The following is a 12,679-nucleotide window of genomic DNA, read 5'->3' as shown; positions in this document are numbered from 1 at the left end:
GGCAGGTTTTCCCTACATCACTGGTAACTCTTAATTGGGTCAATCATTATAAAATTTATGATATAATTTCTAACCAAGAACTAAAAATTTCTTTTATATCATTTAGTGGATAATCAATAGACTGTATAGGATTATTTTCATAATAAACACTAAATGTCATATCATTATTTATAATTCCAAAATATATATCCTGACCTAATTCCATAGCGTAATTAGGATCCAAAATTTGGCTGTAATTTCCATTTAAAGCCAAATTAATATCACTAATCAGGTGTTCAACGCTTTCTTTTGATTTAAATAGAGATATAAGTGCTCCCAAATTAAAGTTGGCTGTCGTCGTAAATACAAGTTCATTACTCTTTTTAAATTTTATATTATATTGATTTAATATTTTGAAGTTCATATCTACTGCTGTAAAAATGCGGCCCACTCTTGAAGCAATTCTTTAAAACTTAATAATGGTAGCGTGTAATTATGATTCTTTCCTAATATTATGTTGGGAGGTGTTATAAAACATCTAAAACTATCTGTTAAACTATCCGGCTGCCAAAACTCATCCATTTCCTCAAACTGGCCAGTTTCAGCTAATTCTATCTCATTAATAAATGCTTCGGGTGCGCCAGCATCATTATGCCCTCTTAAAATATTGGCAATAAATAATGACCTGCCATCAGATGTTGTTCCAATACAATCATAGTATGTAGACCAGCCATTACTTTCTATCTTTTGAAATTGTAAATTATATTCTGCACGTCTGCTCATAATTAAATTGCCGAGGAGTTAAAACTTTTGTTATGTCTCCCTATACTTGATTTCTATTTCCACAAAATATTAAATTATGGGTGTTTGGGGTAGTACAGGCAAATGGCTGTGATAATAAGGATGACTGTCCCAATAACCTTCACCCTGAACAAATTCAACATCTATATTCTGTGGCATCAACCAATGATATCGATGGTTGGTATCACTAATAGTAAAATTTATCCCGCCAGTATCAAAGTCAAAACTAAAATGAAAATCAAAAAGTGCATCTTCCCAAGCATTTTCAACTTGGTTAGCATACATTACCTTGGTCACGCTTCTTAATTGACCAGTCTGTTCATAAAAACTACTTGAGTAAACTATTCTTCCTTGACTATCATAAACTTCCTGACCACCCGCACCTGCTGGTTGACCATCTATATCATAAAACTGTACATCCCAAAGCGTAAACCCATTAGCCGTTTGTTTATTGTATCTTATAGTACAGGATGCATTTTCTTCTACATTACAAAACTGTTCTGCGATAGTATTTTTGTCTTCCGCAACATCGTCAAGAAAATAAGTTACCCTCTTAAACTTTTTATTATTTTTATTTGTTCTGTAATTATCCTCTTTCATTTTTAGCATTCCATCTACATAGGTTTGCTTAACAAAATCTTCTGTCTGATTTAACTGTTGAGGAGTTAAAATTTTATCGTATCTATTAGTGTATTTGATTTCTGTTGCCATATTTATAATTTTAGTAAGAATAGGGTAATTCCGGTAAATTATCGTATTGGGTAATTTTTTTCACGTTTTCCGCTCCATCGGTACGGTTTACCATAATAAAAAAATTAATTTTATTCTCAGGAAATTGCGTGTGTGGTTTCATAGCCTGTTTCATTAATGTGGTAAAATTGGAATTTCCTATTGGAATTTTTTCTAATGTAGAATATCCAAGTGCACCTGTATTCCTTGCATAAGTTATCTCACTTTTTATTTTATCTAATTGTCTACTATCTATTCGTACGTGATTTGCTTCGACATAAATGTCCAATTCATCAAGAAACCCAGCAAAATCTGATTGCGAAAGCCCGAATTTGTTATCAATATCGTCCGCAAATCCTATAGGAAGATCTGTCGTATGATGTATGGGTGGTGGGTCTCCAACTCTCGGAACTGTTACAGAACTACCTTTGACTGAACATTCAAGACTTGAAATGTATTGCGTAAAATTGGTATCATAAACATCTAACGTCATTGCCTGCAAATTATTAATAAATCTGTTCCTTGCACTGTTGCAATATTGCTTATATTGTCCTAGGTTATTAAAGCCACCGCCAAATCCTCTTTTTACTATTTCCAATTTATGAAAATTGGTTCTTTTAACCAACTGTTCAGTTGCAATAAATTTAACATTTCCAGTGTCTGGATCTATGATATGCCATTGCCCGTTTTTAAAATATTTCCTGTTAGCGAAATAAACATAATCCAAAATAAAATCATCTGTAAGACCCAGCTGGTTTTTGCAAAGCTGGGTATACGCTTCCAAAAATGCATTGGTATAGGAAGCATCTAAATCCCATAATTTGCGCCCTCCTAAATTTTTTCTTTTAGCAACATAAGCGGTAATTTTATTTACTATTCGCTTAATAGCTGCAATAGGAATAGGCACAATACTAGAATAGAAAACTGCGTCTGCTGCTTGCTGTAAAATAGCAGGATTCTCATTGGGATGAAGCTGCTGGAAACGATTTTTGAGATTAGCCCTTATCTGGTCAGGAGTTGTACCACCAGCTAACGCAGCAACTTGCTTGGCTTTATTCCTCATTGCCAATGATGCAATGGTATCTGTCGCAGAAATACCTCCAACAAAGATTTCAAACAAGAAAATGAATTCTTTCATCCTATGACAAAATTCGTCCCCTGTATTACATTCTATAAAATTGGCAAAAAACCCAAGTGCACCTGTTGTAAATTCAATTCCACTCCAAAATATTCTTAAGCCTTGTCTTGTAAAAAAAGAAACCTCATTTGCTCCTAAAGCAATCCATCGAAGGTGTCTCAATTTAGTGAGATTACCAACTCCTGAGAATGTTAGGACTGCGTCTACAGAATAACCAAGCATTGTTTCTGCATCACTTCTATCACCTGCCGAATCTATATGATATAATACAAAAATCGGGATTAAGGAATTGACTTTTAAATTCAAATCGCCAAAATCGGCAGGGTCATTAGTAGTTGTCAAAATCGGAAACTTAGTTTCGGAATTTATATTCAATAAACTTACTGGTTGAAACAAATCATACGAGCCATACAATATAGGTTTTGATACGGGGTCGAAAGCATTCATTTCAGTATCATATCTTGTGGATGTCGGTAACCCCTTTTGCTTCGCAATTATTTGTTTATTCTTTATCTCAAAGTCAAAATTATCAAAATATATACCTATGAACTTATTTGATTCATATGGCATTGTTATAGGAGAGGCATTTCCCCACTTAACTTTATATAAAGTATTTTCAAATTGTTGCCCAATAATATTTTCATCAATATGCAAATAAGATTCATAAGATACTTCGCTGGTGTACTTAAACAAAGTATTTTGATTATTCGGATCATTTGCATTATTGAAATTAACCAAACTAGCATCTAAAATATTAAAACCTATTGTACCCTGTTTTATATTACCATTGATGTCGAAGGGATTATATTTGCTAAACTCCCATAAAGAATAAATCGCTTGCACAAAAGCGCCTTTTGTATTTTTAGGTTTATAATCTGTTTTCAGTACCCAATTAGTCAAGCTTATAACGGTTTCTGTTGCATTCCAACTAGTACTTAACCTACTATATACCGCTTCAAATAATGTGATGGTACTACCATCCTTATAATTTTTAAGCAAACCTTCCAGAAAAACATCAATACATGAAACTCCAGGATTATTTGGATTATAATCATCAAGACTGCTCTGGTCAAAAGACTGACAAATTTTGACAACAAGATTTTCATATTTATCAATGTTGTTCTCATAAAACAAATTACCTATAATAGGAGCCGCAGTAGTAATGACACTTTTGAATCCCTCTTCTAGGGAGGTTTCCAATTTTTTTGCAGCTAAATAACTAAGTATTTTAAGTTTATCTTCAATACTAATTGGAATTAAAATTTTTGGACTTATTGAAATTAAAAGTTTAACAATTTTATCCAAATCAGTTCCATTTTTTATTAAGACCATTAGGTCATTAAAAAAGTCATTAAAATAATTACTTACTTTGATATAATGATTTTGAAAATCCTCAAAAGTATTCAGTTCATAGAGTGAAATAGAAGATTGTGATAATTCTTGCAATTGATTTTGTATCAACGTTGAAAGTGGAGGATTGAAACTTATTTGAAAATTTGGATCAGTTTCATATAGTTTATAAATTCCATCATCTATTGAATCTAGTAGTCCAGCTATATCTGCGATTAAATTATGTACTTCTTCATATTGATTAATACCAATGTTTAATTCTGCTGTTTTTAATTTATTCGAATAGTATTGAAAAAAATTATCTGCCTCTGACGAAAGAATTGAGCAATTGGTTGAAACTACAGTATGAATCGTAGGGATATCTATTTTATCGGAATTTGTATTGCTAAATATTGTTTCATCATAAATCCACTTGATAAAATTATAGCAATAAGATGAAGGTGTCGAAATCAGATTTATTTGACGCAGATAAATTGAAATTTCATCTCCAGTTGAAGCTGGGATAAATTTATTTATATCAAATATTCTTACTTTATTTAATTCTTTTATTCCAGATTTAAATTCACTGTAATCCGCTTCATTATAATATATAATTTTTGTTCCATTTTGTTGTGTAGTCTCTACAGTTTTAATGTAATATGAATCATCCAAATCTATACGAAATTTGGATATGTTGCCATATTTGTCATAGAAAATTGAATCAAGGAAGTTTATTGTACTAATAACTTTCTTAATTTTTATATACTTATTGTTTTCTAATTGACTGATAATTATTATTCCTGCTGCTGCCATGGTCCAAAATTTAAATAAGCATTATTTGACGGTATGTTTATAGCTGGTGTATATTTTGAATAAATATCACTCGTAAAAACAAACCCGTCTATTGAATAAACAATAATATCTTCTCCAGAAGAATATAGTTTTAAATTTCCGTCATTGCTTTTAGTTTCTCCGACAATATTTAGAATGTAAGCTCTGTAAGATATATTTTCTGGTGAAACTGAGGGGTTGTCACTCTCTTCCAAAAGTCCTCTGAAAAATATTTTAGGGTTAACTAAATCATTATCTTCTATAACCGCGGTTAATCTTTGGTTTTCCTCAGTTGTAATCCCTAAAAGTTTTTTTGTAGCAATACTTCCATTTGTAATTTGAAGTGTTAGTCCGGTAACTGTTTGGGAGCTATCTGTAAATATTACAGTTTTTAAATAATATGGAGCTTCGGGTTGATAGAAATTATTCCTCTCCGTTCCGTAATGAACAGAACTCGAAGTTGTACTATCTAATAGCGGTGAGGAAGAAGTCAAAAATAAGGATGTATTACGCTTTATGCCTGCCAGTAATGTTTCGTAGGTTACTCTTTCCAATAATTGATCATCAGAAAATTGTATAACATCCTCTACTTTTTTTGTTTGCACTGTACTGATGTCATTTGCTTTTTGATTATTTGGAAAATTAATTAATTGTAAGCGGCTGTCCATTACTGATGGAAGTTCTAGCTCTCGTGTCTTTTGAACAAATGATCGAGCATTTAATAGACCAAATACGTCATCAATATCTTTTAATTCAAATAAGTTTTCCTCGTAATCCTCTTCAGGAATATATATCTGTTTGCCTTCATATATTAATTCTATAATACCACTAACAGGAATGTCACTAATCTGTTGGATTTTAAACGTTATTGGTTTTGTATAATTTAAATCTACAGCAGTATCCAAAGCAGATTGAAGTAGATTTTCTTCTCTTATAAAACCTTCTTCTTGTGGCGTATCATCTGACAGAACCCCTGTTTTGACATACATTCCTGCTCCTGAATAGTTATCTGTTGTTAGTTGAAGAACAATTTCTGATTCTTCAGGGACATATGCTTGTACTGGCCATCCCATTGTACCAAAATTTGTTTCAAGTAAATCATTAAAAGTATTGCCGATCTTTAAATCAAAATCAATTGTTTCAGAGTAATTATAATTGCCATAAAAATTATAATACCGCTGGCGATTACTTTGAATATAAAAATAGATGACATCTTTTGTTAAAAAACCATTTAATTTTGCAAATATATCTTCAGGACTTGTTAATGGAGATGATTGTCCAGCAACGAAAAGTTTTCCATAATCGTTAGTATGTAAACCATAAAATGATGCTAAATCCAAAAAAAGAGTGGACGCATCTTTTATAAGTTTCTTTTCGAATTCATTACTTGTAGTTACATCTAGTAAGGTTTCTGTTGCTCTTGCAAAGGATAAATTAAAAAATCCAGAATCGGTAGGAATAAAAAAATCACCGTTATTAAGTATAATATCAATTCCAATCTCTCCATTGATCATTCCTAATTCCGTTCCGGCTGGTACTAATGGTAACTCGTAAGCGGTAGCAGGGTCTTCTTCTTGTTGTTCAGGATCAATATAGTTTACAATTTTATAAAAATATGAATCAATTAAATCAGAAAGCTGTTGAGAGCTGTCATTATCTTTTGGGAAACCAATAAATTTTGCAAAAAACGCAGGTATGTCTTGCGGATTTTGACCTTGATAAAACTTGTTGAATTCAGACCAGATATATTGACAAAATCCAATTCCAGAGGTAGCACTTCCTGCAACAATTTGATTATCACCTGAACCTGATACAAAATCACTTTTATTAAGTCCCCTATAGATAACGAATTTTATAGGAATTTCATTTATGGGTTGACTGAAAGGTTTTAAAATGATATTAACTTTATTTGAGTTTCCTGCTTGCGGTTGAACAAATATTTGTCCCTGACAAATCGTATAAATCTTTCCGGTACAGGTCATTTTTGTTGTTCCTCTGTATTGCAATGATGATATTGCACCAAATTTTTGATTTACTGATTGCCCATATGCTCCATCTGTAAAAAAAAATGACGACGGTTTCAAAACTGGCCGGACATTAGTACCATTATTAGAGGTTGTCAGATCCTTATATTGAGGGCTATTTTCTAATTGTGAAGGCATAAATATTATTTTTTGGAATATTTAAAATGGTGAGTTATGATAAAACCAATCTCCCACATCGCAAACTGATCTTTTGAAAAATAGATTATCACATATTGTAAATTTCTTCTAATGACCAGTGTTTCAAATTAAGTGATGAAAAACTGTAATACGAATATATATGTGATTTATTCCCACTCATCGGATGAAACATAATCAAAATACAAGTTGTCTTTATACTCTCCTGCTGCTGTAGCTGGGGTTACAAAATCAAATGCTTTCAGTCCTTTATCTGCGAATGCAGGAGGAAGGAAAATATTTGTTCGAATTCCTTTAACTTTGAAAAGAGGAGACAGACCAGACTGTGAAATTATTTTGGTATCCATTCCTTTGTATGAAGTATAACCTAAATCTAAACTTGCCTCAGCAATGTCTAATTTTGGTAACTTGATATTGGCATTGGCTTTTAATTCTATTCTTGCATTTTTTGCATTCGAAATAAGTATCGTGGCAGTTTCAGCTTCTACAAGCTCCGTGATTACCACCCATTTTTTATTCCATTTACCGTCTTTATAAAGTTTCAAAACTTCTTCGCCAATTTTTATGGTATTTTTTATAAGATTGGTTTTGGTTTTATTAGCCTTAAAAAGAATAGAATTCTGTCCGGAGAACTCAACAATGAACCCAGCATCTAAATTTCCCAAGCTACTACCCGGAGGGGTTACAGCACCTGAAAGTTTTGTAGTAACAGATACAGACCCTTTAGATGAGTACTCAAGATCTTCTGGTGTATCATCTTCACGAATGTAAAATGTAATATCAAAGTCTTCCAAACCTGCAACTCTCGAAAATACGTTGTCGTGTATCACACCAATATCCCCCAATTTCAAAGGTGTTCCCGGCAGCCAGGTTGCCATATAGCCGAATTTTCGGTTCATCTCGTCTGTGTACTGTTCTTGTGGCCCTTTTGCAAGCATAATAAAAGTTTTATGGTTAGTTTTCAATTATAGAAAATTGTTTCGTCTCAAAAGGTTATGAGAATCGTAGCGTACATCAAGGACTAAAGAATGGCTTGTAAAATTTTAAAATAAAAAAACCAGACCATCAAGACCTGCATCAAAGTTCAAATTTAATTTCGATATAAACAATACGTATTTATACGTGATTTTATATGTTTAAATATTAGATCAATTCTTTAGAAATCATATTGAGATCTAGAGCTAAAAGAATAATGCCAAGAAAAGTCTTACAGCCTGTCTTTTTGATAAGATTATTTTTGTGCCCCTCCACTGTACGATAGCTAATATTAAGCTTCTCTGCGATTTCTTTGCTTTTTAATTCTCGGGCACTCCAATAGATGATTTCCAACTCTCTTGGTGAAAAGTGAGCTGAATTTAAATGATCATCTAAATTCTGGTTTAGATACTTAGTGATCTGTGCGACATCTTGTTTTAAAATAATATCATAATAAAACTCTCCGCTATTTGCTCCCCTAATAGCTTTAAGCAGGTCAATGGGATCAGAATCCTTTGTAAAGTAGCCAAGTATTTGTGATTGCAGCGCATATTTGAGATAATGACTGCCACGAAGGTGGGAAAGGATGATAATCCGGATATCTGGATAGTTTTTATTAATAGTTTTCCAACAATTAAATCCGTCCATTTCTGCAGACTGAAGTTCTAGTAGTACAACTTGAACCTCTTTATATTCAGAAAGTTTCTGCATCAGGTCCGAGCTTTCAGATGCCTCAAAAATAATATGAATATCAGAGTGCCTCTCCATGTACCCAACCAAGCTTCTTCTGAAAATACGATGATGATCTGCAATGGCTATATTGGTTTTCATAGTCATAGAATTTCATTCAATGATTTGCCATCTCCGGAATCATTCTTCCTGATCGAGCTATTAATATCTCACCATTGCTATCCGCTGATATACTTCGAAAGGTCTTCAAATAGTTTATTCGTCTTCTCATTTTAATAGTGCTTTAATTGGTTATTAGAATATAAAATGACTTATTACAACAAAACATCTGTCATATTAATAGCATTTCTCTAAAAATAATAAAATTTAATCAGATATACAACCTAATTAATGTAAATATGATATATTTAAACTTTAATGCATATTTAATTAATATTAGCCACCAAGGTATTGCCAGCTTAAAAATTGAGCCATACTAACGAATTTTACGCAATCGTAATCAAAACTAAATTATTATATCGAACAATGATAATACTAACACTTTTATTGAAACTCTAAAATCTTATTTATATAATTTTTTGAGATTAGGTTAAGGAATTACATTAAAAGACGATTCAATGCGTAAGTTGGAAGCTATTTTCATAGTTGTACAATAACATTAAGCTTTTAAAATAATAAAGAATTGGCTACTTAAATAAAGTAGCAGGCCCTGCACCCTCATAAAACCTTTCAAAATGAAAAATTAAACAAGATCTCCATGTCGACATATAAATTTCAGAGAGACGGGTGGATAGAAACAAATAATTATAATGAAAAATTGCAAAAATACTGTCTGGTAATTTATAATATCTAATTTAGCACAATTAACGAAACATATAACAATTAGTAATTCGATTGATCATACAAAAAATAATGCTTCGCTCATCTTCTTATCAATACTAAACTTGACCTGCCATTTCCATATTATAAATAACCTTTTTTCTCATGGTTATCACGTAATCATTTAGTAACTGCTTCCTAATCAGAATGAAATTCCCCATTAGGAAGTTGACTATATCTAAATGCTGCCTGAAATGCATTAAAATCCTTTGTGATATAACAAAGGATTTCTGAATAGTACCAAGCTATTTTTTGTAAAAAACATCATAATCTGTCGCTGTCGAATTGATATGATAGCTGTCTGTTTTCTGCCAAATCAAACAACCCTTATCTTTCCAGACCTTCGGCAGTTTCGGTTTCTCATTGCGGGAGTATTCTGCAAGCCATAATGGATATCTTGAAAATATTGGATCATCTAAATACTTATTCAAAAAAGAATAATCCGAATAAATAATTGGAACCCTTTGAATATGATCTTCTACATAATTTAAAAATTTCAGCAAGTTATTTTTCAATTTTTGGGCATTTACATCTTTTGCAGGAAGGCTCATCTCTTCAATATCAACTACCAAAGAAAAATCTGACAATTCTATTTTTCCCACGGTATCACAAAAATGTGCCGCCTGTAGAATGGGATCTTTGGAGTATTCATAAAAATGGTATGCCCCTTTCATCATCTTGTGTTCCGAAAGAAATTTCCAATTACTCTTAAATTTAGGATCAATACCTCTGTCCCCTTGTGTCGCTTTACAAATAACGAAACTTAAGTTGTCCTTTTTGGGTAGATCCATGACTATATTGCCATTCCAGTGTGATACATCTATTCCAAATAATTCCTCTTCGCTGTTTTGTTCAGGAGAAATAAATTTCAATACTTCAGATTGCCCTTTCGCCGGACTGGTTTGCTTATCCAGCGGAATGTTTTGGGAGACCGGGATCGTAATCTTCAGCTGATTGAACATCCGCTTATTTTCCTGTTCTGATTTTAAAACTTTAAAAGATAAAAGTCCAAGGCTTACAAAATTGAACATAGTGCATCCTACAATTATTTTTGAAATTAAGTTCATAATATTTTTTTTTGTTAATAATAATTTTGATCGATTAGCCTGGGATCTGGGCTCTTAGAATTTTTTCATATCCCTCAATAATATTTTTCAAGCCTTCTGTATTTTCGCCTGGCCTTAAAATGATTTCAAGCTTGACATTGGAAGACCTTTCCTTTTTTCCGAACAAACTGCCACAATCCGCCTTATTTGAAAAGCTTACCAATAAATCTTCCTTATCTAAAGTGACATCAAGATCAGCAGTAAGTTTCACCTCGTCAATTTTTGACGTGTAAACAGGAATAAGTGTTATGATCGGTGTATCCACGGGAACATTCTTGAAGGTGTTGTCCGGCATCTTGACAGGGTAATTGATTGTCAGGTTTTTTGCATTGAGACCGCCACCTTCAGCCTCTTCAAAATATGTGTCGATGAATTCGCTGTGAGAACTGATCAAAGAGTCGTTGGCTATGCTTACCGCATTGTTCAATGCTTCTATCAAATTTTTGAAATTTATCATATCTGTATTATTTTGAAGCTATCTTATTCTTTAGGTCTGTGAACTTGTCGAAGACCTCTTTTGCCTGGTTCATACTTGAGCTTGACATTTTGATCTGTGATCTGCAGGTCTGGCATTCAAAACTGGCACCTGCAATTAATGCCTGAGCGTTAAAAGTTATGTCAGATTGACATTTTGGACACGGTATCGTGTGGTTCGTACTCATAATGTTAGGATTTTAATTGAATGTTATTGGAGTAAAACTTTAAAATTGTGGTAAGTCCCACAGGTAGTGGTATTGTGCCACCGGTTATTTCAACCTGCATCTTAGACTGGTTTCTAGCCTGAGTGGAATTGTCATCGCTTCTTGAAGATGCAACACTGCCTCTCATCTGCATGCTTTTTTTGCTTCCATCACTATTTTCAATACCGTGGTCTGATCCCAGGGAAACCACCTCCATGTCGAACTTGACACTAATATCTTTTACACATAGCGAATTAAATGGTATGATGGTAATTATGGGCAGCTCGAAACTTATGACTTCATCTTCAGCACTATGGGGCTGTCCATTGCTTCTGATGGTCAGGCTTACCATTTTTGGGGTGAATGAATCTCCATCTTGGTCGAAACACGATTCCATCAAAAATTTGACTTGTTCCTGAGCCATTTTAGAATTGGCATTTGCAGCAGCGATAAAGGGAGCTGCTAAAAGATCTTCTATCAAGGCGGCCTGATGATTATTTTGATCTTGTTCACTCATGATGCTAATTGTTAATGTTTAGGTTAAAAGATGTTTGGAGGCAGTGACCTCCAAACATTTATTGAAGTATATGTTAATTAGTTTCCGAAGAGCTTCCTCCAGATGCTGAACCGTTACTTCCACTGTCTTGTGGCGCAGGTGGCAGTTGGACCGGCGTAATATTTTTGCTGTAAGCATCAATAATAGTCAGGACACCTTTTGGAAGAGGGAGTTGACCCGCATGAACCTTAACACTGTATTTTGCACTGTTGCTTTTTTCGTAGTGCGTGCTGTCAGAAGAAGATTCTTTAGAATCATAACTCACGCTTCCATGGACTGTAACTGAAAAAGGACCCCAGCCTGCTTTAGCTTCAAAGCCTGCGTTACCACTTGTTTCAGTGCTTGCCTCTTTCTTGGTGTCTTCAGAAAAGCTTGATTTCACTTCCATTTCAAAATCAATATCTACATTGTCGACCGCTAGGGAGTTCAATGGGATAATTGTCAAAATTGGCAGATTGAATACAGTGGTAAATGGTGTCACAGTAGGATTTCCATTAGCATCAGCACCGATTACATTATTCTGTAATTCCATATTGATGATGATCGGAGAATAATTATTGTTTGTTGCATCCTTGTTGAAACAAGTGTCCAATAAAAATTGTGTCTGTGTATATGCCATATTTGCATTAGCCTTGGCTGCCGCTAATAATGGCCCTCCTATAAGTGAGTCAATTGGCAACCCTGAAAATTGCTGGGCAACCGATAATAATTGATCGTTCATTTTATTTAATTTTAATAATAAGTGCCTACTCTATTCAGTTTTCGGCTTCCCTGATTTTAAAAGATCCTCCACACTTTTCAGTGCT

General features: G+C 33.3%; 11 protein-coding genes. All 11 read right to left on the bottom strand.

Annotated elements, in window-relative coordinates:
- Window positions 1-55: 55 nt before the first annotated feature.
- A complete protein-coding gene (locus tag IO90_RS09945) occupies window positions 56-403 on the bottom strand; it encodes a hypothetical protein (protein WP_034966059.1) in 348 nt (115 codons plus the stop codon).
- Window positions 404-405: 2 nt separating this feature from the next.
- Entirely contained in the window at window positions 406-762 is a 357-nt protein-coding gene (locus IO90_RS09940) for a hypothetical protein (RefSeq protein WP_034966057.1), read from the bottom strand.
- A 69-nt stretch (window positions 763-831) separates the two neighbouring features.
- Window positions 832-1,491, bottom strand: a complete 660-nt coding sequence (locus IO90_RS09935) for a hypothetical protein (RefSeq protein WP_034966055.1) — start codon at window positions 1,489-1,491, stop codon at window positions 832-834.
- A gap of 10 nt (window positions 1,492-1,501) precedes the next feature.
- Window positions 1,502-4,789 (bottom strand): hypothetical protein, encoded by a 3,288-nt coding sequence (locus IO90_RS09930; RefSeq protein ID WP_034966053.1) that lies wholly within the window; start codon window positions 4,787-4,789, stop codon window positions 1,502-1,504.
- Complete coding sequence (locus tag IO90_RS09925) at window positions 4,771-6,969, bottom strand: hypothetical protein (protein WP_034966052.1); 2,199 nt, start codon at window positions 6,967-6,969, stop codon at window positions 4,771-4,773. The genes IO90_RS09930 and IO90_RS09925 overlap by 19 nt, the downstream gene beginning before the upstream one ends.
- A gap of 167 nt (window positions 6,970-7,136) precedes the next feature.
- Window positions 7,137-7,925 carry a hypothetical protein gene (locus tag IO90_RS09920; RefSeq protein ID WP_034966050.1) on the bottom strand — a complete coding sequence of 263 codons (789 nt, stop codon included), beginning with the start codon at window positions 7,923-7,925 and terminating at the stop codon, window positions 7,137-7,139.
- 205 nt (window positions 7,926-8,130) lie between these two features.
- Window positions 8,131-8,793: a response regulator transcription factor gene (locus tag IO90_RS09915; RefSeq protein WP_076768778.1), complete on the bottom strand. Its 663-nt coding sequence runs from the start codon at window positions 8,791-8,793 to the stop codon at window positions 8,131-8,133.
- Window positions 8,794-9,776: 983 nt separating this feature from the next.
- Complete coding sequence (locus tag IO90_RS09910) at window positions 9,777-10,598, bottom strand: glycoside hydrolase family 25 protein (RefSeq protein WP_081871801.1); 822 nt, start codon at window positions 10,596-10,598, stop codon at window positions 9,777-9,779.
- Between the two features lie 34 nt (window positions 10,599-10,632).
- Window positions 10,633-11,094 carry a DUF2589 domain-containing protein gene (locus IO90_RS09905; protein WP_034966044.1) on the bottom strand — a complete coding sequence of 154 codons (462 nt, stop codon included), beginning with the start codon at window positions 11,092-11,094 and terminating at the stop codon, window positions 10,633-10,635.
- Between the two features lie 209 nt (window positions 11,095-11,303).
- Window positions 11,304-11,834: a DUF2589 domain-containing protein gene (locus tag IO90_RS09900; protein ID WP_034966042.1), complete on the bottom strand. Its 531-nt coding sequence runs from the start codon at window positions 11,832-11,834 to the stop codon at window positions 11,304-11,306.
- A 73-nt stretch (window positions 11,835-11,907) separates the two neighbouring features.
- Entirely contained in the window at window positions 11,908-12,594 is a 687-nt protein-coding gene (locus tag IO90_RS09895) for a DUF2589 domain-containing protein (protein WP_034966040.1), read from the bottom strand.
- Window positions 12,595-12,679: the final 85 nt, after the last annotated feature.

Origin of the sequence: Chryseobacterium sp. FH1, from assembly GCF_000735135.1 — a bacterium.
GTDB lineage: Bacteria > Bacteroidota > Bacteroidia > Flavobacteriales > Weeksellaceae > Epilithonimonas.
Note: the sequence above shows the minus strand (reverse complement) of the source record. Positions and strands in the feature narration are given on the sequence as shown.

Coding starts and splice junctions, on each gene's coding strand:
- IO90_RS09920 (WP_034966050.1), bottom strand. CDS start 7,925: ATGCTTGCAAAAGGGCCACAAGAACAGTACACAGACGAGATGAACCGA.
- IO90_RS09930 (WP_034966053.1), bottom strand. CDS start 4,789: ATGGCAGCAGCAGGAATAATAATTATCAGTCAATTAGAAAACAATAAG.
- IO90_RS09915 (WP_076768778.1), bottom strand. CDS start 8,793: ATGAAAACCAATATAGCCATTGCAGATCATCATCGTATTTTCAGAAGA.
- IO90_RS09900 (WP_034966042.1), bottom strand. CDS start 11,834: ATGAGTGAACAAGATCAAAATAATCATCAGGCCGCCTTGATAGAAGAT.
- IO90_RS09910 (WP_081871801.1), bottom strand. CDS start 10,598: ATGAACTTAATTTCAAAAATAATTGTAGGATGCACTATGTTCAATTTT.
- IO90_RS09895 (WP_034966040.1), bottom strand. CDS start 12,594: ATGAACGATCAATTATTATCGGTTGCCCAGCAATTTTCAGGGTTGCCA.
- IO90_RS09945 (WP_034966059.1), bottom strand. CDS start 403: ATGAACTTCAAAATATTAAATCAATATAATATAAAATTTAAAAAGAGT.
- IO90_RS09940 (WP_034966057.1), bottom strand. CDS start 762: ATGAGCAGACGTGCAGAATATAATTTACAATTTCAAAAGATAGAAAGT.
- IO90_RS09935 (WP_034966055.1), bottom strand. CDS start 1,491: ATGGCAACAGAAATCAAATACACTAATAGATACGATAAAATTTTAACT.
- IO90_RS09925 (WP_034966052.1), bottom strand. CDS start 6,969: ATGCCTTCACAATTAGAAAATAGCCCTCAATATAAGGATCTGACAACC.
- IO90_RS09905 (WP_034966044.1), bottom strand. CDS start 11,094: ATGATAAATTTCAAAAATTTGATAGAAGCATTGAACAATGCGGTAAGC.